The organism is Reyranella sp., assembly GCF_004297405.1.
In the GTDB taxonomy this organism is placed as follows: Bacteria; Pseudomonadota; Alphaproteobacteria; order Reyranellales; family Reyranellaceae; genus Reyranella.
Genome location: NZ_SCVC01000046.1, coordinates 16,434 through 39,921 on the forward strand (window position 1 = coordinate 16,434; position 23,488 = coordinate 39,921).

Below are 23,488 nucleotides of genomic sequence, written 5' to 3' on the forward strand. Positions count from 1 at the left end.
GCCATGCCGGACACCAGCATTACCGAGGGCGCCTATAACTACGCCTACCTCGACGAGCAGACCAAGCGGATGATCCGCCGCGCCATCCTGAAAGCGGTGGCCGTGCCGGGCTATCAGGTGCCATTCGGCGGACGCGAGATGCCCCTGCCCTATGGCTGGGGCACCGGCGGCATCCAAGTGACGGCCGCCATCATCGGCCGCGACGACACGCTGAAGGTGATCGACCAGGGCGCCGACGACACGACCAATGCCGTGTCGATCCGCCGCTTCTTCGCGCATGTAGCCGACGTCGCCACGACGACACGCACGGAAGAGGCCACCATCATCCAGACGCGCCATCGCGTGCCGGAGACACCACTCAAGGGCGGCCAGATCCTGGTCTTCCAGGTGCCGATTCCCGAGCCATTGCGCATGCTGGAGCCGCGCGAGACCGAGACGCGGACCCTGCACGCCCTGTCCGAATACGGCGTCATGCAGGTTAGCCTCTACGAGAGCATCGCCCGGCACGGCCGAATCTCGAAGTCCTACAATTATCCGGTGCAGGTGAACGGGCGCTACATCATGAGCCCCTCGCCCATTCCGAAGTTCGACAATCCCAAGCTCGACCGCAGCCCGGCCTTGCAACTCTACGGCGCCGGCCGCGAGAAGCGCATCTACGCCGTGCCGCCCTACACGCCGGTGAAGAGCCTCGACTTCGACGACCATCCCTTCGAGATCGAGCGCTGGAACGAGTGCTGCGCTTTCTGCGGCTCCACCGAGAGCTTTCTCGACGAGATGATCGTCGACGATGCCGGCAAGCGCCTGTTCGTCTGCTCCGACACCGACTATTGCGAGGGACGGCGATGAGCGCACCGACGCTTTCGTCCCCTCTCCTCTCGGCGCGCAACGTCACCAAGCGCTTCGGCGGCCGTGTGGCCTGCCAGGACGTCAGCTTCGATCTATGGCCGGGCGAGGTCTTGGGCATCGTGGGCGAATCGGGTTCGGGCAAGACGACCTTGCTGAACTGCCTCGCAGGTCGCCTCACACCCGACGAAGGCTCGGTTACCTACGAGACGGCATCGGCCGGCGCTGTCGACGTGCATCGCCTCTCCGAAGCGCGTCGCCGCCTGCTCACGCGCACCGAGTGGGGGTTTGTGAACCAGGATGCGCGCGAAGGCTTGCGCATGGGCGTGAGCGCCGGCGCCAATATCGGCGAGCGGCTGATGGCGGTGGGCGCGCGCCACTATGGCGAGATCCGCGGCAGCGCCGCCGATTGGCTGGCGCGTGTCGAAATTGATGCCGACCGGCTCGACGACAGGCCAACTACCTTCTCTGGTGGCATGCGCCAGCGCCTGCAGATCGCCCGCAACCTGGTGAGCGGGCCGCGGCTCGTGTTCATGGACGAGCCGACGGGCGGCCTCGATGTCTCCGTGCAGGCGCGCATCCTCGATCTTCTGCGCGGCCTCGTCGAACACCTGCATCTGTCGGCCGTGCTGGTGACCCACGATCTCGGCGTCGCCCGTTTGCTGACGCATCGGCTGATGGTGATGCAGGGCGGCGCTGTCATCGAGGACGGCCTGACCGACCAGGTCCTCGACGATCCGCAGCACGCCTACACGCAGATGCTCGTCGCTTCGATCCTGCCCGTATGAACCGCCCCACATGAGCTGCGGAGATCCGACCATGCCGCCCGCCTTGCGCGTTTCGGGCCTCAGCAAATCCTTCATCGTCCATGCCCACGGCGATCTAGCCCTTCCCGTGTTGCACGATGTGGCGCTTGCCGTGTCGCCGGGCGAATGCCTGGCCCTGGTCGGCCCCTCGGGTGCAGGCAAGAGCACCCTGCTGCGGTCGCTCTATGGCAACTATCGCGCCGACGCCGGGTCCATCCGCGTTCGACAGGACGATGCTTGGACCGAGCTGGTGGGAGCGGAACCGCGCACCGTGCTCGACGTGCGTCACCGCACCATGGGGTTCGTCAGCCAGTTCCTGCGAGTGATCCCGCGCGTTGCCGCCGTGGACGTCGTGGCTGAACCGCTGTTGCGCAGGGGCATCGAAGCGACAGAGGCGCGCCACCGCGCCGAGTTCCTTCTGGGCATGCTGGGCATTCCCGCCCGCCTGTGGGCGCTCCCACCTGCCACCTTCTCGGGCGGTGAGCAGCAGCGCATCAACATCGCGAGGTCGCTGATCGTCGACTATCCGATCCTGCTGCTCGACGAGCCCACGGCTTCGCTCGATGCCGCCAATCGTGACGGCGTCGTCGAGCTGATCTGTCAGCGCCGCGATGCCGGCGCGGCCGTCGTCGGCATTTTTCACGACACCGGTGTTCGCGACGCCGTCGCCACGCGCATCCATGAAGTTCTTCCCCCCGCATCCCCGGCTGGAGCCTGCCATGCGTAGCGAAACCATCCTGACCAACGCCCGTATCGTCACGGCCGATGCCGAGTTCGACGGCACTGTCGTGCTGCACGACGGGCGCATTACCGAAGTCGCGGCCGGTCGCAGCCATGTCGCGGACGTCATCGACCTCGAAGGCGACTACCTCCTGCCCGGCCTGGTCGAGCTGCATACCGACAACATGGAGAAGCACTTCGCGCCGCGACCTGGCGTGAAGTGGCCGAGCGTCTCCGCCGTCATGGCACACGACACGCAGATCAGCGCCGCCGGCATTACCACCGTCTACGATTCGCTGGCGCTGGGTGACGTGCACGGCAAATCGGATCGAGTGCAGAACCGGGAGCGCATGATCGAGGCGGTCTGCGCCGCTGCCGATCGGCAGATGACGCGCGCCGAACATCGCATCCATCTGCGTTGCGAGATCTCGGCCGACGATGCCGTCGAGGCCGTCGACAAGTGGATCGACCTGCCGCTGGTCGGTCTTGTCTCGATCAACGATCACACGCCCGGGCAGCGTCAATTCCTCGATCCCGAGAAGCTGAAGCAGTACTACAAGGGCAAGCATGCGATGACCGACGAGCAGTTCGAGGAATTCTCGATCCGCGTCACCGAGTTGCATCACCGAAATGCCACCCGGCATCGCAGTGAGATCGTGAGCCGCGCCCACGCGCGGGCCCTGCCGATCGCCAGCCACGACGACGCCACCGAGGCGCACGTTAAAGAGGCTGTAGCGAACGGCATGACCATCGCCGAATTCCCCACCACGCGAGAGGCGGCCCAGGCGTCGCGTGATGCGGGCCTCGCTGTGCTGGTCGGTGCGCCCAACCTCGTGCTGGGCGGCTCGCATTCCGGCAACATTGCCGCCATCGATCTGGTGCGTGCTGGCCATGCCGAGATCCTGTCTTCCGACTACGTGCCGGCGAGCCTGATGGAGAGCATCTTCAAGCTGCCCGCCGCCGGCATCGGGATCTCGCTGCCGCAGGCGGTGCGGCTGGCGTCGCTCAATCCTGCCAAGGCCGTCGGTCTCGGTGACCGCGGCGAGATCGCCGTCGACCGCCGCGCCGATTTGGTGCGCGTCCGCGCCGTCGATGGTGCTGCCGTCGTGCGCGCCGTCTGGCGCGAAGGCGACCGCGTCGTCTGAGGGTGCACGACATGGAGGGCACCCTCGTCTACGTCATGGGTCCTTCGGGCGCCGGCAAGGACTCGGTGCTGGGCCGCGCCCGTGCCCTGCTGCCGGCCGACGCGCCGGTCGTCTTTGCCCATCGCTACATCACACGGCCGGCCGACAGTGGCGGCGAGAACCATGTGGCGTTGAGCCGGGCGGAGTTCGCCACGCGTCTCGCCCATGGCCTCTTCGCCTATCACTGGCACGCGCATGGCAACGACTATGGCGTCGGCCGCGAGATCCACGACTGGCGGCGCGCCGGCATGGCCGTGGTGGTGAGCGGTTCGCGCGACCACTTCCAGAAGACCGGCGGCCTCGATTCGCTGGCGCGTCCCGTACTGATCACGGCGTCACCGCAACGCCTTGAGCAGCGCCTGGCCACCCGCGGCCGCGAAACGGCAGTTCAAGCGGTGGCCCGGCTCGACCGCGCCGATGCCTACAGGATCGACGATCCACGGTTGATGACGATCGTCAACGATGGTCCGCTGGACGAGGCGGCCACCCGCTTCGTTACGCTGCTTGCCACACTTGCGTACTCAGGCGACGCCCTCCGCCGAGCCTGAAGCGCGCCAGCACCGAGAAGGGCCGACCGAGGCCCGGCTGACGGAAAACACAAAGGTCACGCACCGCCAGAGGCCGGTCGATTTCGCCGCCAAAGCGGCGGCGCAGCTCCGCGAGGACCATCTGGCGTTCCCGCTCGTCGGGCAGGCGCCCGCTCAGGGTGAGGTGGAAGCGCCAATGCTCCAGCACATAGGGATAGCCCCAGCGCACCAGTAGATCGTCCTGGCGCTGCGACAAACCCGAGCCGCGGCGGCGCATCAGTTCGGCTTCGTCGGCCGGGCGGCGGAACTCGTCGAATTCGACGACACACTGGTCGGCAAGATCGTGAAGCTCCACGCAGCGCGCGCCGGGAACCAGGGCAAGGAAATCCGACAACTCGGTCAACACCATCGTCGGCACGGTGATCGGCCGCTGGCCCATGGCGAAGCGGCCTACCGCGTCGAGCAGGTCGCGTTCCGTGATGCCATCGGCGAGTGCGATCGGCGCCTTCAAGGTGCCGTGGAAACCGTAGAGCCGGGGATCGGCGACGATGGCGGCCAGCCGCTCGTAGGCGATGCCGGCCACGGGTACGAGGGCGCGGCTCTGGCCCGTTTCGGCGTTACGACCCAGCCATTGTGTGGCGGTGCGGGCCAGCGGTTCGTCGGCCCGTGGCGCGTAATAGAGTGCGTATCGGGGCGTTTCGGCCAGATCGGGAGACAGATCGGTCAAACGGATACTCCTCCACGCCGGCCGATCATGGCGAAGCGCAGTTGGCTCGAAAGGAAGTCGATGGCAGCGACCGCCACCAGGATCATCAGAACGATAAAGGAGGTTTGTTGTAGCTCGAGGGTGCGAATCGCCTCGGCGAGATGCAAACCGATGCCCCCCGCGCCGACGATGCCGATGATCGAGGCCGACCGCGTGTTCGACTCGAAGTAGTAGAGCACTTGGCTCATCAGCACGGGAAAGACTTCGGGCAGGATACCGAACCGGATGCCGAAGATATGGCTGCCGCCAGCCGAGGTGATGCCTTCGACCGGCTTGCGATCCGCGGCCTCGATCGCCTCGGAAAAGAGCTTACCGAAGCTGCCGATGTCGGCGGTCATAATGGCGAGAGCGCCGGCGAACGGGCCCAATCCCACCACGTTGATCCAGATCAGTGCCCATACGAGAATGTCGACGCTGCGGATCGTGTCGAGCGAGCGGCGCGAGAGGAAGCGCACGACACGTTGGGCGGTAACGTTGCGCGCCGCCAGCAAGGCGACTGGCAATGCCAATACGGCAGCCGACAGAGTGCCAAGCAGCGCAATGGCCACCGTCTCGAGAAGCGAGATCGAGTAGGTTTTGACGTGCGCCCACGAACCGGGATCGGGCGGCAGCATGAGACCCACAATCTCGAACAGCCGACCCAGGCCCGAGAGCAGCGTGCCGTCGAAGAAGCCGAGCCGGCCCATCGCATAAATCAGCAGGGCGAACAGGCCGACGCCGATCGCCGCCATGACGAACCGGTCGCGGCCGAAGCGCTGGAAGTGTTCGGGGTAGCGCTGACGCATGGCCGACATCAGGGCTTCCCTTCCAGACCGATCAAGCGATGCCGCGCCTTGGACGTGAGCATGTCGATCACCGCCACTGTCAGCAGGATCAGCACCAGGATGGCGGACACATCCGAGTAGTAGAACTTGCGAATGGCCTCGACGAGATCCTGGCCGATGCCGCCGGCGCCGACGAAGCCCATGACGGCCGCCTCGCGCACGTTGATCTCAAACCGCAGCAGCGTGTAGCTGGTGAAGTTCGACATGACTTGCGGCAGCGCGCCGAAACGCATGGCGACATGCCAGGGCGAGCCGGTCGACGACACGCCCTCGACCGGCTTCATGTCGATATTCTCGATGACTTCGGCAAACAGTTTGGTGAGCACACCGAACGTATGGACGATGACCGCCAGCACGCCCGCCATCGGGCCAAGGCCAAAGGAAATGACGAAGATCAGCGCCAGCACCAGGGTCGGCACGGTGCGGCAAACCTCGCCGAAGCGGCGCACGATGATGCGCAGCCAGCGCGACGGCGCCACATTGGCGGCTGCCAGGAAAGCCAGGACAAAGGCCACGCCCGCACCCAGCACGGTGCCGACATAGGCCATGAGCAGGGTTTCACCGAGCAGCCTCAGCCAGCGCTGCAGGCCCCAGAACCACTCACCAAAATCGGTCCAGACCGGTTGGCCGTTCTCGAGAAAGAACAGCCGGACGATGTAGCTCGGGAAACGATGGATGTTTTCCGCGAGCTTGGAGAGCGAGACTTCAGCCGAGATCGAGGCCAGCAACATCGCCACCGCGACACACGCCAGGATCAGCAGCGTGTGCCGGCGACGGCTGCGGACCGAGGCGTTGTACACCGCCAGCAAAGGCTGGAGCTGCGCCTCGGGCAGTCTGACGACGTGCGTACTCACGGGAGCAATACGCCCCGGACGACGTGCGCTGGGCTCAGCTCTTCTGCTTGCGCAACTGGTCGACGAACTTGATCAGCTCGACCACCGGCTCGTAGGTCGTGGCATCGACCTTGGTGAAGCCGCGATCCTTGCCGTCGGACAGTTTATCAAACGCCGCTTTGGCCTTAGTCGGCGCCTCGTTGAACGCCTTGACGATGGCGGCCTTGAGGTCAGGCGGCAGGCTGGCGAGGTAAGCGAAGGGCGAATTGGGGATCAGGTCCGACTTCGAGATGATGCGGAAGTCGTCCTGCTTGGCGAGACCCTTGGAGACCATACGTGTCAGATTCGAGTCGTTCTCCGCATTCCACCAGTTGGCCGCGACGTCGACCGTCTTCTGCTGGAGCGCAATGATCGCGTTCTCGTGGCTGCCCGTGTACGTGACGCGAGCAAAGAACGTGTCCGGGTTGATCTTGAGCTTGTTCAAGGTGAAGCGCGGCACGTTGTTGCCGGAGGTCGAGTTGGGATCGACCAGGCCCAGGTTCTTGCCCTTGAGATCTTCGATCGTCCTGTAGGGGCTGTCGGCGCGCACATAGAAGACCGAGTGGTAGCCGATCGTGCCGTCGTTGTTCACGGTCGTGACGAAGGGCTCGACCTTCACGCCGGTGACGACGGCGCGAGCGTAGGAGGCCGGGCCGTAGCCGGCGAGATGGATGCTGCCGTTGCGCTGGCCTTCGATCACCGCTGCATAGTCGTTGGCAATGCGCAGGGTCACCTTGGTGCCGAGTTCCTTGGAGAGATACTCGATGAACGGGCCATAGCGCTCGGTGACGCCCGACGCGTTCTCCGCCGGGATGACGGCGAACACCAGTTCGGGATAGGCGCCGCGCCAGCTTTGGGCGTGAGCAGCACCGGCAAACGAAGCAGCGGCGAGGGCAGCGCCCAGCGCGAGACGACGGGTGAGCATGAGTGTTCTCCTTGGAAAAACGCGAAAACGCAGAGAGGTCAGGAACCCGCGAGGGCAAAGCCCGGCTGGACGCCAGCCGGCAACATCGGGGGCGGAGCGGCATGGCCGACCACGTCGCCTGCCTCGAGCCCGTAGAGATCGCGGGCCGTGGCATCGGTGAGGGCGGCCGGAGCACCGTCGAACACCACACGACCGCCGGACATGCCGACCAGCCGGTCGCAGTAGCTGCGCGCCAGATCGAGGCTGTGGAGGTTGCAGATCACGGTGATACCGAGATGGCGGTTGATGTGCTGCAGCGCATCCATCACCACCTTCGTGTTGCGCGGGTCGAGCGAGGCGATCGGCTCGTCGGCCAGAACGATATCGGGCTCCTGGACCAGGGCGCGGGCGATGGCGACCCGCTGCTGCTGACCACCCGACAGTGTCTCGGCGCGCTGACCAGCCAACCGTGCCATGTCGAGGCCCTCGAGCGCCGAGAGTGCTTGCGCCTTCTCATCGTCGGTCCACATCTTCAGGAGCGCGCGCGAGGGCGGCATATGGAAAGCGCGGCCCATCAGCACGTTGGTCAGGACATCGAGCCGGCCCGCGAGATTGAACTGCTGGAAGATCATGGCGCATCGCGCTCGCCAGGCGCGCAGCGGCCGGCCGCGCAGCGCCGTGACATCGGTGTCACCGAACAGGATGCGGCCGGACGTCGGCTCGCCCAGGCGATTGATCATGCGCAGCAAGGTCGACTTGCCGGCACCCGACCGGCCGATCACGCCGACGAGCTGACCGACGGGCACGGTGAGAGACACGCCGTCGACGGCATGCTTGCCGCCAAAGCTCTTGGTAATCCCTTCCAGTCGCAGCACCGTAACCCCCACCTATACAAGGCGTTGCCCAGTCGGTGGGTAGCGGCTGCAGGCTGCGACGGCGCTACAGTCTGGTTACAAAGAAAAGACGATCGGTGGAGAAGAGCTATCGCACGGCGGGCAGAGTGACTGTGAAAGTCGAGCCCTTGCCCGGGCTGCTCTGGATGTCGAGCCGGCCGCGATGGCGGTTGACCACGTGCTTCACGATGGCGAGGCCGAGGCCGGTGCCACCGAGCTGGCGCGAGCGCGCCGTATCGACCCGGTAGAAACGCTCGGTGAGGCGCGGCAGGTGAGTAGCGGGAATGCCGTCACCCTCGTCGCTCACTGCGACAGCCACCCGATCCGAGCCGACCGGCCGCGCCGCGATCCGCACCGTCGTGGCCGGTCGCGCATACTTGACGGCGTTGTCGATCAAGTTCTGGAACACGATGGTGAGCTCGTCAAAATCGCCAACCGCAGACGGCAGCATCGGATCGAGGCTGAGTTCGATCTTCACGTTGCGCGAGGAGGCCTTGAGCTGCAGCAAGTCCATCACTGAACGCAGCACCCGGCCGAGAGCAATGTCGGCATCCGGCCGCGCGTGCTCGTGCTGCTCGATGCGCGACAGCATCAGGAGATCGTCGACCAGGCGGCGCATGCGATCGGCCTGCTCGGCCATGATGCCGAGGAAGCGCTCGCGCGCCACCGCATCGTCGCGTGCCGGTCCGCGCAGGGTTTCGATGAAACCGGCAAGGCCTGCGATCGGCGTCTTGAGTTCGTGGCTCGCGTTGGCGACGAAATCGGCGCGCATGCGCTCGGCCCGGCGCAAGGCCGTCGTATCGTGCAGCACGATTAGCGCCAGCGATCCGTCGGCTGCCGCGCGCGGCAGGCGGCGCAGATGGGCGATGAGGTCGAGTTCAGGCGGCCCCGCCAGCGCCAGCTCGACCGCACTCTGATCTGCCTTGGCGAAGTTCCCATCAGCACTGGTCTCAAGCAGCGCGTCGATTGCCGAAAGAAGCTGTGGCTGGCGCAGCACCGTCGAGAGGTCGCGTTCGGCACCGACAGTGCCGAGCAGCGATGCAGCCGCGAGGTTGGTCCGCACGATACGGCGCTGGCGATCGACCGAAATCAGCGGGTCGGGCAGGCCATCGACGATCGCTTGGGCGGAGGCTGCCAAATTGTCGATCGAGGCGCGCTGACGACGCCAACCCACAGCCAGGGTCGCCGCCGCCGTCGCCAGCTCCTCGGTGGCCGGCGCGAAGGAAAGCCGCGGCATCACCGGCTCACGCTCGTCGGAAAGCTCTCCGACGAAGCGGGCGAAGCGCGCCAACGAGCCAAGATAACGCTGGACCAGCAGGCCGGTCAGGACGGCGATACCGGCCATCGCGATCAGCATGGCGCGGCCGCTGAGTTCACCCATGCCGTAGAGAATGACGAGCGCGCCCCAGGACGGTGCTAACGCCACAGCATTGGCGAGGAGCGTGCGACGCAGGGGGATCGCCTGTTCGGCCATACGCCGACTATAGCCCGGTTTGTTAACCGGCTAAGTCGGTCCGTTCGATAGGCGAGGCGCGAAAAAGCGGATGGCCAAGAGGCCGAAGACGAAACCGGCGATATGCGCCACCCAAGCGATCGACTCGCCGCCCGCTCCCGGCGCGCCACCGAACAGGCCGAAGAAGACATTGAGGCCGATCCAGATGCCGGCGACCGGCAGCAGCGAGGTCAGGCTGCCGACATAGCGCATCAGCATCAGCACGGCGCCGAAGACGCCGCTGATTGCACCGGAAGCGCCGACCACCGGATCGGGCGAGTCGGGGTAGACCAGGATGTGCACGAAGCCGGCCACGATGCCGCACACCAGATAGAACAACACGAACCGCTTCACGCCCAGCAGCCGCTCGACCGGCGCGCCAAAGGCCGCCAGGGTCAGCATGTTGACGCCGAGATGCATCCATCCGCCATGCAGGAACTGATAGGTGATGGGTGCCACGATGAGCGACAAGAGATCGTGGTTTGGGTCAGACGTATAGGCGACAGGAATCAGCCCGAACTGCAGGATGATATCCTGGTCGGCCTGTTCGCCCAGCAGTTGGCGCACGAGTTGGACGGCGACGTTGATGCCGATCAGCCAGAGCACGGCCGGCGGCAGGTTGATCGCCCGCTCGCTGGTGCCGCGCCCCCGTCCCGGACGGTCGCCGTCATCGAAAGGCATCAAAGACTCCGTAAGTACCCAACACCATACCGAGCTTGCTTAGCGGTTTAGACGGCGTGAGCCCAGCCAAAGAAAGAGGCCTCCAAGGATCAAGGTCGGTGAACCGCATAGAAGGGCTATGCCGCCCATTTCACTAAACGGATTACCCTCGGTGACTGCGAGGATGCAGCCCAGGGTAAGAAACAGCACGATCCCACCCGAAATAAGGAAAAACCAGGCGAGCCCGGTGCTTTTCGGGGGCGGAACCGGATTTACGGGCGGTGGTGGCGGTGGAATGACCGAGGGATCGCTCACCGTCCCTGCTCCTTCATCAGCCGCCCATTTCCCGCGGCGCCCGGCCGATAGAAGGTATTGTAGGTGTCGAACGGAATGATCCGGCCTTCCGGCGTCACAAAATGAACGCAGGAGCGCTTGACGTTGCCCAGGCAGAAATTGAACCGGTCGAGAAACTCGACAATCGTGATCCGGAAGACGTTCTCGTAACCCGAACCTTCGGGCATCGGCACGTCGGGCAGGCAACACAGCAACGAGCCAAGACGCTCCGCCGTGTTCGTGTCGGCCGTGGAAAGCGACAGAAGATCGACGAAACGCTGCCGCAGCTCAGGATACTTCTCGAATGAGATGGCGTTGGGTATAGCCGGCAACAACGCATCGCGCGGCACCAGCGATGTCAGCGGGATGACGCGTTCGCCGTCGCGCAATCCATAGCCGATAGAAATCGACGCGGGATTGCAGGGCAGCGGGATCATGTCACCGTCGCCGAACACACCGGACTCCTCGACGATCCGGCGGCGGATCTCCGACAGCACGATGCGATTCTTGCGCGGATCGAAGCCGTCGTTACGGCCGGCATCCTGCACCGGTTGGAAGTTGATGCCCCGCACGCAACGGAAGGTGAGCGCGTGGCGGATGATTTCACCAATCTCACCATCGTTCACGCCGCGCTTCACCGTGCAGACCAACGTCGTCGAAATGTTGCGCGCCTCGAGGGCCGCAAGAGCCTGACGGCGAATGCGGGTGAGCGCCGCGCCGCGGATGTTGCGTAGCGCATCGTCGTTCATTGAATCGAACTGCAGATAGACCTCGAAACCCGGCGTCAGGTCGGCCAATGCGTCGACGAAGGCAGGATCCTCGGCGATACGAATGCCGTTCGTGTTCAGCATGACATGGCGGATCGGACGCCGCCGCGCTGCGGCAAGGATCTCGAGAATCTCGGGATGGATGGTCGGCTCACCACCCGATATCTGAACCAGATCAGGCTCACCCTCGCTGGCCACCAATGCGTCGAACATGCGTTCGACTTCGGCAAGACTGCGATGGGAGTTACGCTTGGGCGAGGAGTCGGCAAAGCACACGGGACAGGCGAGATTGCAGGCCTCGTTGATCTCGACGATGGCCAGGCAGGAATGCTGCTCGTGATCGGGGCATAACCCACAATCCCAGGGGCAGCCATGATCGGTACGTGTCTGTGGCGCCAACGGCCGGTCGCCAGGCTTGAGATATTCGAGAGTACGGCGCCAGTAGATCGGATCGTCGGACACCAGGGTCTTCATCACCCCATGTTCGGAGCACCGCTTGGAATAATAGATGGCGCCGTCTTCCTCGATGATCTTGGTCGGCACGAGACCGAGGCAGGTCTCGCAAAGTGATGTCGTCTGGCCGAGGAAGAGATATGGCGCCGACTTGCGCGCTATGCCGTCGTACATGCACCGCTCCTGCTGCGGATCATGACGGCAGCGTACAGGAGCAATCCCAGGCAGACCACGTGGAACAGGTTGAAGGGCCCGATCACGGTTGCATAGGGCTTGAAAAACTCCCAGACGAAGCGCTGGAGCGCATACCAACCCACGGTGAGGTAGAAGCCGTTGGCCAGCCAGAAACGGTCGCGTGCAATAAAGCGCCAGATCAGAACGACGAACATCAGCGCCATCGCGAGAGCTTCGTAGAGCTGCACGGGATGGCGCAGGACGCCATCGCCGAAATCGACGGCCCAGGGCAGCGTCGTCGGCGTGCCGTAGGTGAAATCGGCAAGTCCGGAGAAGAAGCAGCCGAGCCGACCGACCGCGACCGTGGCGGCGAAAGGCGCGGCAAAAACAATGCCGGTCGAACCGCTGACACCGGTCATTCGCTTGAAGGCTTCGATAGCAGCGATGGCGCCCGCGAGCCCGCCCACCATCGAGAAGCCGATGGCCCGCTCGCCCGAAAGCAAGGCATTCGCCGTGCCGAAGAACATGGCGCCGCAAAGCGCACCGCAGCCGGCAGCGATCGCATAGGCGCCGGGATGGGAAACGCGATTGGCCGGCAGTGCAGTGGCTGGAAGAAGGTGGCGGGTGGTCAGCCAGAACACCGCCATCGATGTCACCCAGGCGGCGACATCGAAGAACGAATGGACGTACGGGAGCCCGAAGATCAGGTCTTCGGTCCGCCCTGGCCCAGGGCCCGCAGCCTGAGGCGCAGTGCGTTCAGCTTGATGAACCCTTCGGCGTCGCGCTGATCGTAGGCGCCCTGGTCTTCCTCGAAGGTCACGTGCTGCATCGAGTAGAGCGACTTGGGCGACTTGCGGCCGACGACCGTGGTGTTGCCCTTGTAGAGCTTGAGCCGCACCGTGCCGGTGACGTTCTCCTGGCTCTTGTCGATCAGGGCCTGCAGCATCTCGCGCTCCGGCGAATACCAGAAGCCGAAATAGACCAGCTCGGCATACTTGGGCATCAGCTCGTCCTTGAGGTGCCCCGCACCACGGTCGAGCGTGATCGATTCGATGCCGCGATGCGCCGCGTAGAGGATCGTGCCACCCGGTGTCTCGTAGATGCCGCGGCTCTTCATGCCGACGAAGCGGTTCTCGACCAGATCGAGGCGGCCGATGCCGTTGGCCTTGCCCAGCTCGTTCAGCTTGGTGAGCAGGGTCGCCGGCGACGTCTTCACGCCATCGATGGCGACGGCATCGCCCTTTTCGAAGTCGATGGTGATGTACGTCGCCTTGTCGGGCGCGGCCTCGGGCGAGATGGTGCGCTGATAGACGATCTCGTCGGCCTCTTCCCAGGGATCTTCCAGGATCTTGCCTTCGCTGGAGGAGTGCAGAAGGTTGGCATCGACCGAGAACGGCGCCTCGCCGCGCTTGTCCTTGGCAATGGGAATCTGATGCGTCTCGGCGAACTCGAGCAGCGTGGTGCGCGAGGTGAGTTCCCACTCGCGCCACGGCGCGATCACCTTGATGTCGGGCTTCAGCGCATAGTAGCTCAGCTCGAAGCGGACCTGATCGTTACCCTTGCCGGTGGCGCCGTGGCAGACGGCATCGGCGCCGACCTCACGTGCGATCTCGATCTGGCGCTTGGCGATCAGCGGTCGGGCGATCGAAGTGCCGAGCAGGTACTGGCCCTCGTAGAGGGCGTTGGCGCGGAACATCGGAAAGACGAAGTCCTTCACGAACTCTTCGCGCACATCGTCGATGAAGATGTTCTGCGGCTTGATGCCCAGCAGCTCCGCCTTCTGGCGTGCCGGCCCCAGCTCCTCACCCTGTCCCAGGTCGGCGGTGTAGGTCACCACCTCGCAGGCATAAGTGGTCTGCAGCCACTTCAGGATCACCGAAGTGTCGAGGCCGCCGGAATAGGCCAGGACGACCTTCTTGATGTCGCCCTTCCTGTGGGGGCCGGTATAAGAAACGCTCATGCTGGCGGCTTTCGTGTCCGTTCGGTGAAGGCGCGCGAATATAGCGGCCGACCCCGTCGGAGCAAGGGTAAGGGCAAGAGTGCCGCAAAGCCGCTATATTAGGCGGTATAGTTGCACCTCACATGGTTTCCGCCCTCGACCGCCTGAGCTATGCCGCCCGCCAGACCGCGCGGGTCGCCTGGTATGCTGGCCACTATGCGGCTGGCCGACGCCTGCTGAAGCCCCTCCCCAAACCCGATTTTCCCATCGGGCCAATGCCGACCCGGGCCGAGTTGACGGCCGACCTGCGCAGCCTGTTCGAGCGGGAATGGCAGGATATCGCGGCCGGGCTGTTTGCCGCCCCGGCCCTGCTCGGCCCCGATCCGGCCGAGCTGTTGCGCCGCAGCGCGCTCTATTTCCGCGATCTGCCCAAGGTCGATGCCCGCCGCCATGGCCGCATCAATGATGAGCCGGACCAGGACGAGGCCAATGCGCACCTGCCGCGCTACTACCGGCAGAATTTTCATTTCCAGAGCGGCGGTTGGCTCACCGAGGAATCGGCCGCGATCTACGACACGCAAGTCGAGGTGCTGTTCACCGGCGCCGCCGACGCCATGCGCCGACGCATGCTGCGGCCGATTGCTGACTGGATGAAGGGACGCCGCCAGCGCGAGGTTCTGGGCCTAGACGTCGGCTGTGGCACCGGCCGACTGCTCGCCTTTCTGCATAGCGCGTGGCCCGGCATGAGGCTCACCGGCATCGACCTCAGCGCACCTTATCTGGAAGAAGCCCGTCGCCTGATCGGCCGCACTGCGCGCGTGAAGCTTCTCGAGGCGACGGCGGAAGCGCTGCCCTTCGACGACGCCAGCCTCGACCTGGTCGTCTCCTCGTTCCTGCTGCACGAGCTGCCGAAAAAAATCCGCGCCGAGGTCCTGGCCGAGATGGCGCGTGTCTTAAAACCCGGTGGCCTGGTCGCGATCGTCGACTCGATCCAGAAGGGCGACCAGCCGACATGGGATGGGCTGCTAGACCTCTTCCCCTACTACTTCCACGAGCCGTACTACGCAGAGTATGCGAACGGCAGCATCGACGCCTGGGGTGATGCGGCAGGATTGCAGCCAGTCGCCAGCGAGCGGGCATTCCTCGCGCGCGTTAGCGCTTTCACGAAGACCTGAGCCGCGACTACAGGAGGACCTTCTCGCGTCGGCTGCGCTGGCTCGCGCTCTTCAGCTGGCCGCACGCCGCGAAGATGTCGCGACCGCGCGGCGTGCGCACAGGTGCGCTGAGGCCGCCATCGTTCACGATCTCGGCGAACCGATGGATGCGGTTGTTGGAGCTGCACTCGTAAGGCGCTCCCGGCCAGGGGTTGAACGGGATCAGGTTCACCTTGGCGTGGATCGGCTTCAGGATACGAACCAGCTCGCGCGCATCGGCGTCGCTGTCGTTGATGCCCTTCAGCATGGCGTATTCGAAGGTGATGCGCCGGCTGTTCCGGGCGCCGGGATAGGCGGCGCACGCCGCCAGCAGCTCGGCGATCGGCCACTTCTTATTGATCGGCACCAGCGTGTCGCGTACCTCGTCGCTCACGGCGTGCAGCGAGACCGCGAGGTTGACGTCGAGCACGTCGCCCACCTTGGCGATCATCGGTACGACACCGGAGGTCGAGAGCGTGATGCGGCGACGGCTGAGCGCGATGCCCTGCTCGTCCATGACGATCTTGAGTGCAGTCGCCACGTTGTCGAAATTGTACAGCGGCTCGCCCATACCCATCATGACGATGTTGGAGAGCATGCGCGTCGTCTCGGTCGGCGTCGGCCATTCGCCGTAGCTGTCGCGCGCCACCATGAACTGGCCGACGATCTCGTCCGGCGTCAGGTTGCGCACCAGCGGCTGGGTGCCGGTATGGCAGAAGGTGCAGGTGAGCGTGCAGCCGACCTGGCTGGAGACGCAGACCGATCCGCGATCCTGCTCCGGAATATTGACCGTCTCGGCCTCGTTGCCGTCAGGGAAACGCAGCAGCCATTTGCGCGTACCATCGACCGATCGTTGCTCGGTCACGATCTCCGGGCGCGCTACCACGAAGAGCTCGGCCAGCCGGTCGCGCGTCTTCTTGGCGATGTTGGTCATGCGCTCGAAGTCGGTGACGCCATGCCAGTAGATCCACTGCCAGACCTGGCGCGCACGGAACGGTTCGAGACCCGCCTCGACCAGAGTCGCCTTCAGATCGTCGCGCGACAGCCCGATCAGATTGCGGCGCAGGTCGTTGCGGCCGTGCGGGGTGCGCGGCTCGACGATTTGCAGCGGTTCGGTGGGCAGAATGGCCATGGAGGCCGTGAGATAGTCGCACCGCCCCTCCGGCGCAACCATGGCCCGCCAATCTATTGTTTTGCCTCGGCTTTTTGCCGCAGGCGCTGGCGGCGCTTGTACATCGGCTCGCCAAATACCGGCAATTCGACCGCCTCCGTGGGTGCTCCCTCGGCGACCGGGCGAGGTGCGTGGCGGCCGAGGCTCACCAGCCGGTCGTACATGACCAGGGCGCCGGCGACGCCGAGATTGACCGAGAAACGCATCGGAATCTTCACGATGTAGTCGCAGATGGACTGCACGCCCTTCGAGAGGCCTTCGCGCTCGGCGCCCAGGATATAGGCGGCCTGCCGCGGATGGCGGAAGGTCGGCAATTCGATTGCATCGTCGGTGATCTCAATACCCACCAGCCGGCAACCGAGCGGCAGGCGGAAGCTTTCGAGGTCGGCGAAATGATAAGTCGGTACCGAGCGCGGCGTGTCGGAGGTATCGCTCTGGATGCCTTCCCGATGGTTGTACTGGGCACGCAGCGTGAACACGAAGGCAGCGTCGAAGGCATGGGCGGTCCGGAACAAGGTGCCGACATTCACGGCCTTGCTGATGCCTTCCACGCCGATACCGAAATAGCCTTTCATGGCCCTCTGATTTGTTGCACTAATGATTCGCAGGCGATGCCGTCCTCCCGGTAGCGCCCCGCCCGTCGTCAAACAAGGCCCGAATGACCGTTCCCTCGCCGTTGGATGAAGTCCGCGCCCAATACGAAGCGTTGCCCTACCCGGCGCGCGATCCGCGCGACGAGGCAATCAGGCTGATCACGGGCACACCGAGCCATATCCTCGAGATCAATCATTATCTGTTCGCCGGCCGGCTGAACTTCATTCGGCCCTTTCGGGCCCTGGTGGCCGGCGGCGGCACCGGCGATGCCTGCATCATGCTGGCCCAGCAGCTCGTCGACCGGCGCTGTCCGGGCGAGGTCGTCTACCTCGACCTGTCCACGGCCTCTCGGCAGATCTGCGAGGCCCGCGCCAAGGCCCGCGGCCTGCGCAACATCCAGTTCCTGACCGGCTCGCTGCTCGACCTGCCGTCCATGAACATCGGACAGTTCGACTACATCGACTGCACCGGCGTGCTGCATCACCTGCCCGATCCGACGGCGGGCATGCGGGCGTTGGCGAGCGTGCTGCATCCCGACGGCGGCGTCGGCGTCATGCTCTATGGTGAGTATGGCCGCAGCGGCGTCTACCCGCTGCAGCAGATGCTGCAAACCCTCGCCCCGCTATCTATGGCATTGGAAGACCGGCTGGCGATGGCCAAACGGCTGATCCGCTTCCTGCCCACGACCAACCTGTTCCGCCGCAACCCCTATCTCAACGATCACGTCACCGGCGGGGATGCCGGCCTCTACGACCTGTTGCTGCACAGTTGCGATCGCGCTTTCACGGTACCGCAGATCGGCAGGATGGCGTCCGAGTCCGGCCTGCGCGTCGTCGCCTTCCTCGAGCCGGTGCGTTATGAGCCGGCGACCTACATGAGCGATCCGGTGATCGCCCGCCAGACCAGCTCCCTGCCCTTGATCGAGCGCGCCGCCTTCGCCGAGCGGCTGGCCGGCAACCTGCGCACCCACATTTTCTACGCCACGCGTGCCGGCTTCGACACGGTGGCCCGGCCCGAGGACACTTCGGCCATTCCGGTGCTCCGCGAGATGGATGCGCAGAAGCTCGCTGCCGGCCTGCAGCCCGGCGCGCCGCTGGTCGCCAACCTCGACGGCTTTCCCTGGCGCGCCCAGCTTCCGTCGTTGGCGCCGCGCATCATCTCGCAGATCGATGGCCGCCGGACCGTCGCTGAAATCTACACCTCGCTCGGCGCCCAGGGTGGACTGCCGCAGTGGGAGGATTTCTACACGCAGTTCGAAGACCTCTACGTCAAGCTGAACGGCGTCAACCACCTGCTGCTGCGCTTCCGCACCTAGGCTTCCATCATGACCGGCCCGATGAGCGGCAATGTTCTGGCCATCGCGCTGGGCAATTCGTTCCTCTGGTCCACCTATCTCCTGTTCACGCGCCATGTCGTGAGTGGGGCGCATCTCGACGCCTGGGCCTACACGCTCGTGCAGCTCCTGAGCGCGGGCCTCGCCATGCTTTGGGTGGGCCGGCGCACGCCGGGAAGCTGGCGCGACCTGCTGGCGCCCTGGACGATCAGCTACGCCTTCATGCGCGTCATCATCAACGGCGCGACGTCGGCGGCCATCGTGTGGCTCGCCGTCACACAGAGCACCCTGATCTCGACCGTGAGCGTGCTGATCGGCGCGGCGGCCGGCTGGGCCTTGACCCGTCAGGCGCCAGCGCGACGCGACTGGCCGGGCCTGCTCCTGCTCGCCGCCGGTATCGCGTCTTTCGTCCTGGCGCTGGCATCGGACACGGCCTGGCGCGGCGTACTCTGGCTGATCCTCTCCGAGACCGTCGCCGTCGCGGCTTCGTGGATGATTGCCTATCACCCGCGCAATCGCGAGACCGATCCGGCCGCGCGCAGCCGCTTCACCGGCGAGATCCTGGTCGCCGCATCTCTGGCGCTGATCTTCGTCTGGTCGCTGGCCGGACTCCTCGGCGTCATCGTCTCACCCTGGGCCGGCGGTGGCGATGCCTTCGGGCGCGTCGAGCTCTGGGTCTACGCCATCATCGCCGGCGTGGTGTTCCGCGCGCCCGGAACCTGGCTCGGTTTCTGGACCATCAACCGCTCAGGCGTGCAGACCTATCTGATTGCGCTGACGGCCATGCCCTTCTTCGCCATCGTGCTGGAAGCCGCCGCCGCCCAGCTCGGCTGGTTATCGCCGCCCAACCTGTCAAAGGGTGAATGGCTCTCCGCCGCCGTCATTCTGGGCGGCGCTGTGTGGCTGATCGCAGCTCGCCTCCGGACGCCTACTTCTTGAGGGCATCCGGATTGAGGACATTGATCGGCTTACCGTCCAGCCAAGCCTCGATGTCCTTGATCGTGCCGTCGTAGAAGAAGCGGTAACTCTCCTCGACCACATAGCCCAGGTGCGGCACCAGGGTGACGTTCTCCAGCTTGGTCAGCGGGTGGCCGGCCGGCAGCGGCTCCTTGTCGTAAACGTCGAGGCCGGCATGGGCGATCGTGCCGTTCTTGAGGGCCGCGATCAGCGCCGCCTCGTCGACGATCGGACCGCGCGACGTGTTCACTAAGATAGCCGTCTTTTTCATCTTCGCCAGCTCGGCCGCGCCAATCAGCCCGCGTGTGCGATCCGACAGAGCGAGGTGGATCGAGATGAAGTCCGAGGTCGATAGCAGCTCGTCCTTGCTGACGTACTTGACCCCAATGGCCCCGGCTTTCTCGGCTGTGAGATTCTGACTCCAGGCCACGACGTCCATGCCGAAGGCCTTGGCGTAACCCGCGACACGGCTGCCGAGCTTGCCGAGTCCCAGAATGCCGAGCCGCTTGCCCTCCAGCACGTTCATCTGCTGGATGCCGTCATGCCAACCACCGCTGCGCATCAGGCGCTCAGCCTTGGCAAGATCGCGCGCACAGGACATCAGGAGCGCCCAGCCCAGCTCTGCTGTCGGCGCGTTCGAGCCGCCGCCCGGCGTCGTGGAAATCGGAATGCCGCGCTCGGTCGCAGCCTTGTCGTCGAGACTCGCCGCTCGGGCGCCGGTCAGCACCATGAACTTGAGGTTCGGCAGCTTCTCGATCAGCGCCCGCGGAAAGGCAGTGCGCTCGCGCAGCAAACCGAGAATTTCGAAGGGCGCTAGCTTTTGCGCTGCATCATCGACCGATGCGAAGGGTTCGTTGAAGACAGTGATCTCGATGCAGCGTTTGCGCAGGCGGTCCCAGTCGGCCAATCGCAGAGCGACCTTCTGATAGTCATCGAGCAGGGCGAGCTTCATCGTTTGCGGCATGGCATTTCCTGGGAGAGAATGTCGGTTGTCGGCACTATAGCCGCAGGAGGCGGTTGTGAGCATCACGGTTACGCCAACGCATCCGGAGTTCGTTGCCGAGATTGGGGGTGTCGATCTCGGTGCCCCGCTGAAGCCTGCCGATCGCGACGCAATCGAAGCCGCGATCAACCGCTACGCCGTCGTCATCTTCCACGGCCAGAAGCTCGACGACGAACGGCAGGTCGCCTTCGCACGCCACTTCGGCCCCGTCGAGGCTTCTGCAGCGAAGCTCCGGCAACGCGACATCAAGCACCGCCTGTTAGCGGACGAAATCGCCGACATCTCCAACCTCGACAGCGACGGCAAGGTGCTCGAAGCCGATGCGCGCCGCCGACTCGACTGGCTGGGCAACAGGCTCTGGCACACCGACGCCTCGTTCCGTCGCGTGCCGGGCGCGCTTTCCATGCTCTATGCCCATGTCATTCCGGATGAAGGCGGCGACACAGAGTTCGCCGATATGCGCGCCGCCTATGATGCGCTGCCAGACCGGACGAAGCAGGAACTGGAAGGTCTCGTCGCGGAGCATTCGATCTGGCGTTCGCGCGAACAGCTCGGCGTCGTGAAGTACAGCGCGGAAGAACTCGCCTCCCTGCCGCCGGTGCCGCAGCGTGTCGTCCGCACCCACCCCGGTTCGCACCGCAGGACCCTCTATATCGCTTCGCACGCCTCGCACATTCTCGGCCGGCCGGTCGCCGATGGCCGCCTGCTCCTGATGGATCTGATTGAGCACGCAACTCAGCCCAGGTTCACCTACGCACACGCCTGGAAGCAGGGCGATCTGGTGATCTGGGACAATCGCTGCACCATGCATCGCGCCCGGCCGTTCGACACGACCAAGGTGCGCGACCTGCGCCGAGTCACGACACGCGATGTCGCCTCGACACTCGAACAAGCCGCTTAGGATCTGCCGATGAAGCGCCCAACCGACGTCTGGCTGGCGGCCGGCGTGCGCACGCCGTTCGCCAAGGTGGATGGTGCGCTGGCCAAGCTCGACGCCATCGAGCTTTCCGTGCCGGTGGCCCGCCACATGATGGCCGAACTCGACGGCGCCAAGCCCGACTTCGCCGTATGGGGCGTCGTCGTGCCCAGCCTCACCTGGAGCAACATCGCACGCGAAGTGCTGATGGACGCCGGCATCGATGCCACGGTGCCAGCCTTCTCGACGATCATGGCCTGCTCGACCAGCATGATGGGCACCATCGAGGCGGCGGGCATGATCGACGGCGAGAGCCGCAACCTCGCCCTGGTCGGCGGTGTCGACAGCCTCAGCCGTGTGCAGGTGGGCCTCGGCCAACAACTGTCGGATTGGCTGCGCAAGTTCCAGCAGGCGCGGTCGCTCGGCCAGAAGATCGACCACATCACCCATCTGCATCTGAAGGACATTCGTCTCTTCATTCCGGCGATCAGCAACCGCACCACCGGCCTCAGCATGGGCGAGCATACCGAGATCACCGCCAAGGAATGGCAGATCGGTCGGGCGGAGCAGGACGAGATTGCCCTGGCCAGCCATCGCAATGCCGTCGCTGCCTGGGACCGCGGCTTCTTTGATGACCTGGTGATCGAGGTCGACGGCACGAAGCGCGATACCATTCCGCGCAAGGACACCTCGCTCGAAAGGCTGGCCAAGCTGCAGCCTTCGTTCGATCGCACCAGCGGCAAGGGCACGCTGACGGCGGGCAATTCCTCGCCGCTCACCGACGGAGCCGCAGCCCTCTGGGTCGCTTCCTCGAAGGGTCTGGAAAAGCTGCCGGCGAAAACGCCGCGCGTAAAACTGGTCGATTGGGAGATCGCGTCCGTCGATTTCCGGGTCGAGGGGCTTCTGATGGCGCCGGCTTTCGCCATCCCGCGCCTGCTGGCGCGCAACAATCTCGGCTATGGCGACATCCATCTCTGGGAGATCCACGAAGCCTTCGCCGCCCAGGTCGCCTTCCATCTGAAGGCATTGGAAAGTGCCAAATTCCGGAAGAACAAGGCGGGCATCGATCGCGACTTCGGGGCCTTTCCGCGCGATCGCATCAATCCCAATGGTGGCAGCACCGCGATCGGCCATCCCTTCGGCGCGACCGGCGCGCGCATCCTGAGCCAGGCCATCAAGGAACTGGCCGCCATGCCCAAGGGCCAGCGCGCCATCGTCAGCATCTGTGCCGACGGCGGGCAGGGTTCGGTCTGTCTGCTGGAAGCGGCCTAAGCCGCGATATTGTCGATCAGGCGCGTGCGGCCGAGCCGCGCGGCAGCGATGACGCGGGCAGGCCCTGAGACCTTTTCCAAGGGCGCCAGGCTTTCGGCATCGACGACGGTCAGATACTCGATTTTGTCGAAACCACCCGCCAGCAAGGCCTTGGCTGCTTCTGCCGCGGCAGCCGTACAGGACGCACCGCCTCGTGCTGCCTTCGCGACCGCATTGAGTTCGCGATAGAGGCCCGCGGCAATCGCGCGTTCCGTCGGGTTCATGTAGCGATTGCGCGACGACATCGCGAGCCCGTCCGCCTCGCGCACGGTCGGCATGCCCACGATCTCGAAGGGCATGGAAAGGTCGCGCACCATGCGCTTGATCACCTGGAGCTGCTGATAATCCTTTTCGCCGAAGAAGGCGCGATCGGGCATCGCCATCAGCAGGAGCTTGGAAACGACGGTCGCGACGCCTTCGAAATGGCCGGGGCGCAGCGGACCACAGAGCCCGTCGGTGATACCCGCCACCGTGACGGTCGTGAGCTGCTGGCCGGGATACATCTCGTCTTTGCTCGGAGCGAAGACGATGCGGCAGCCGGCAGCACGCAACTTGTCGAAGTCACCCTGTTCGTCACGCGGGTAGGCAGCGAAATCCTCGTTGGGTCCGAACTGTGTCGGGTTGACGAAGATGCTGGTCGCCGGAACGTCACCCCGGTCGAGCGCGCCCTTCACCAGGCTGACATGTCCCTCATGCAGGGCGCCCATGGTCGGAACCAGGCCGATCGTGCGGCCGGCCTTACGAAAGGCGGCAACGGTGCGACGCAAGTCCGCCACCGTGCGGACGACGGCGAGGTCTTGCTCTCGAGTGGGATCGGTCGAGCTGTTCACGCTCGTGGTTAAGCACACCGCGC

General features: G+C 65.0%; 24 protein-coding genes. 10 read left to right on the forward strand and 14 right to left on the reverse strand.

The features are described 5' to 3' along the window. The first annotated feature begins 3 nt into the window (after nucleotides 1-3). From EPO50_RS28595 to phnN, 5 genes are read left to right on the forward strand one after another with little or no spacing between them, the layout of a single operon-like run. A complete protein-coding gene (locus EPO50_RS28595) occupies nucleotides 4-846 on the forward strand; it encodes an alpha-D-ribose 1-methylphosphonate 5-phosphate C-P-lyase PhnJ (protein WP_296350003.1) in 843 nt (280 codons plus the stop codon). Further along, nucleotides 843-1,631: a phosphonate C-P lyase system protein PhnK gene (phnK, locus tag EPO50_RS28600; protein ID WP_296350005.1), complete on the forward strand. Its 789-nt coding sequence runs from the start codon at nucleotides 843-845 to the stop codon at nucleotides 1,629-1,631. Before EPO50_RS28595 ends, phnK begins: the two co-directional genes overlap by 4 nt. A gap of 31 nt (nucleotides 1,632-1,662) precedes the next feature. Continuing rightward, nucleotides 1,663-2,376, forward strand: a complete 714-nt coding sequence (phnL, locus tag EPO50_RS28605) for a phosphonate C-P lyase system protein PhnL (RefSeq protein WP_296350006.1) — start codon at nucleotides 1,663-1,665, stop codon at nucleotides 2,374-2,376. Further along, a complete protein-coding gene (locus EPO50_RS28610; protein WP_296350008.1) occupies nucleotides 2,369-3,514 on the forward strand; it encodes an alpha-D-ribose 1-methylphosphonate 5-triphosphate diphosphatase in 1,146 nt (381 codons plus the stop codon). Before phnL ends, EPO50_RS28610 begins: the two co-directional genes overlap by 8 nt. Nucleotides 3,515-3,525: 11 nt before the next feature. Continuing rightward, nucleotides 3,526-4,101, forward strand: coding sequence for a phosphonate metabolism protein/1,5-bisphosphokinase (PRPP-forming) PhnN (phnN, locus tag EPO50_RS28615; RefSeq protein WP_296350010.1), 576 nt, complete (start codon nucleotides 3,526-3,528; stop codon nucleotides 4,099-4,101). Here the strand turns inward: phnN and EPO50_RS28620 are convergent. From EPO50_RS28620 to EPO50_RS28665, 10 genes are all read right to left on the reverse strand, one after another. Continuing rightward, nucleotides 4,049-4,807 carry a DUF1045 domain-containing protein gene (locus tag EPO50_RS28620; RefSeq protein WP_296350012.1) on the reverse strand — a complete coding sequence of 253 codons (759 nt, stop codon included), beginning with the start codon at nucleotides 4,805-4,807 and terminating at the stop codon, nucleotides 4,049-4,051. The genes phnN and EPO50_RS28620 overlap by 53 nt on opposite strands. Next, entirely contained in the window at nucleotides 4,804-5,631 is an 828-nt protein-coding gene (phnE, locus tag EPO50_RS28625) for a phosphonate ABC transporter, permease protein PhnE (protein ID WP_296350467.1), read from the reverse strand. Before phnE (EPO50_RS28625) ends, EPO50_RS28620 begins: the two co-directional genes overlap by 4 nt. 8 nt (nucleotides 5,632-5,639) lie before the next feature. Then, complete coding sequence (gene phnE / locus EPO50_RS28630; RefSeq protein ID WP_296350469.1) at nucleotides 5,640-6,470, reverse strand: phosphonate ABC transporter, permease protein PhnE; 831 nt, start codon at nucleotides 6,468-6,470, stop codon at nucleotides 5,640-5,642. 88 nt (nucleotides 6,471-6,558) lie between these two features. After that, complete coding sequence (gene phnD, locus EPO50_RS28635) at nucleotides 6,559-7,467, reverse strand: phosphonate ABC transporter substrate-binding protein (protein ID WP_296350016.1); 909 nt, start codon at nucleotides 7,465-7,467, stop codon at nucleotides 6,559-6,561. Nucleotides 7,468-7,505: 38 nt separating this feature from the next. Next, nucleotides 7,506-8,321 (reverse strand): phosphonate ABC transporter ATP-binding protein, encoded by an 816-nt coding sequence (gene phnC / locus EPO50_RS28640; RefSeq protein ID WP_296350019.1) that lies wholly within the window; start codon nucleotides 8,319-8,321, stop codon nucleotides 7,506-7,508. Nucleotides 8,322-8,427: 106 nt separating this feature from the next. Next, nucleotides 8,428-9,813, reverse strand: coding sequence for an ATP-binding protein (locus EPO50_RS28645; protein ID WP_296350021.1), 1,386 nt, complete (start codon nucleotides 9,811-9,813; stop codon nucleotides 8,428-8,430). A gap of 30 nt (nucleotides 9,814-9,843) precedes the next feature. Continuing rightward, nucleotides 9,844-10,512, reverse strand: a complete 669-nt coding sequence (locus EPO50_RS28650) for a rhomboid family intramembrane serine protease (RefSeq protein WP_296350022.1) — start codon at nucleotides 10,510-10,512, stop codon at nucleotides 9,844-9,846. 290 nt (nucleotides 10,513-10,802) lie between these two features. Next, a complete protein-coding gene (locus tag EPO50_RS28655) occupies nucleotides 10,803-12,218 on the reverse strand; it encodes a radical SAM protein (RefSeq protein ID WP_296350024.1) in 1,416 nt (471 codons plus the stop codon). Continuing rightward, nucleotides 12,203-12,865 carry a prolipoprotein diacylglyceryl transferase gene (locus EPO50_RS28660; protein WP_296350026.1) on the reverse strand — a complete coding sequence of 221 codons (663 nt, stop codon included), beginning with the start codon at nucleotides 12,863-12,865 and terminating at the stop codon, nucleotides 12,203-12,205. Before EPO50_RS28660 ends, EPO50_RS28655 begins: the two co-directional genes overlap by 16 nt. Before the next feature lie 56 nt (nucleotides 12,866-12,921). Next, entirely contained in the window at nucleotides 12,922-14,178 is a 1,257-nt protein-coding gene (locus EPO50_RS28665) for an argininosuccinate synthase (RefSeq protein WP_296350028.1), read from the reverse strand. Between the two features lie 122 nt (nucleotides 14,179-14,300). On the opposite strand from EPO50_RS28665, the gene EPO50_RS28670 reads away from it, so the two are divergent. Next, nucleotides 14,301-15,332: a class I SAM-dependent methyltransferase gene (locus EPO50_RS28670; protein ID WP_296350031.1), complete on the forward strand. Its 1,032-nt coding sequence runs from the start codon at nucleotides 14,301-14,303 to the stop codon at nucleotides 15,330-15,332. A 7-nt stretch (nucleotides 15,333-15,339) separates the two neighbouring features. On the opposite strand, the gene rlmN is transcribed toward EPO50_RS28670, so the two are convergent. Together rlmN and EPO50_RS28680 are read right to left on the reverse strand one after the other, a co-directional pair. After that, nucleotides 15,340-16,524 (reverse strand): 23S rRNA (adenine(2503)-C(2))-methyltransferase RlmN, encoded by a 1,185-nt coding sequence (rlmN, locus tag EPO50_RS28675; protein ID WP_296350032.1) that lies wholly within the window; start codon nucleotides 16,522-16,524, stop codon nucleotides 15,340-15,342. An 11-nt stretch (nucleotides 16,525-16,535) separates the two neighbouring features. Beyond that, a complete protein-coding gene (locus EPO50_RS28680; RefSeq protein WP_296350034.1) occupies nucleotides 16,536-17,096 on the reverse strand; it encodes an RNA methyltransferase in 561 nt (186 codons plus the stop codon). Nucleotides 17,097-17,179: 83 nt separating this feature from the next. On the opposite strand from EPO50_RS28680, the gene EPO50_RS28685 reads away from it, so the two are divergent. Both EPO50_RS28685 and EPO50_RS28690 read left to right on the forward strand, forming a co-directional pair. Beyond that, entirely contained in the window at nucleotides 17,180-18,430 is a 1,251-nt protein-coding gene (locus EPO50_RS28685) for a bifunctional 2-polyprenyl-6-hydroxyphenol methylase/3-demethylubiquinol 3-O-methyltransferase UbiG (protein ID WP_296350036.1), read from the forward strand. Between the two features lie 9 nt (nucleotides 18,431-18,439). After that, nucleotides 18,440-19,387: a hypothetical protein gene (locus EPO50_RS28690; RefSeq protein ID WP_296350038.1), complete on the forward strand. Its 948-nt coding sequence runs from the start codon at nucleotides 18,440-18,442 to the stop codon at nucleotides 19,385-19,387. Here EPO50_RS28690 and EPO50_RS28695 read toward each other — a convergent pair. Further along, nucleotides 19,377-20,369 (reverse strand): D-2-hydroxyacid dehydrogenase family protein, encoded by a 993-nt coding sequence (locus EPO50_RS28695; RefSeq protein ID WP_296350040.1) that lies wholly within the window; start codon nucleotides 20,367-20,369, stop codon nucleotides 19,377-19,379. The two genes, EPO50_RS28690 and EPO50_RS28695, sit on opposite strands and share 11 nt — an antisense overlap. 55 nt (nucleotides 20,370-20,424) lie before the next feature. Here EPO50_RS28695 and EPO50_RS28700 point away from each other — a divergent pair, with 55 nt between their 5' ends. Then, entirely contained in the window at nucleotides 20,425-21,309 is an 885-nt protein-coding gene (locus tag EPO50_RS28700; protein WP_296350042.1) for a TauD/TfdA family dioxygenase, read from the forward strand. Between the two features lie 9 nt (nucleotides 21,310-21,318). Continuing rightward, complete coding sequence (locus tag EPO50_RS28705) at nucleotides 21,319-22,596, forward strand: acetyl-CoA C-acyltransferase (RefSeq protein WP_296350044.1); 1,278 nt, start codon at nucleotides 21,319-21,321, stop codon at nucleotides 22,594-22,596. Here the strand turns inward: EPO50_RS28705 and panC are convergent. After that, complete coding sequence (gene panC / locus EPO50_RS28710; protein ID WP_296350046.1) at nucleotides 22,593-23,465, reverse strand: pantoate--beta-alanine ligase; 873 nt, start codon at nucleotides 23,463-23,465, stop codon at nucleotides 22,593-22,595. The genes EPO50_RS28705 and panC overlap by 4 nt on opposite strands. Nucleotides 23,466-23,488: the final 23 nt, after the last annotated feature.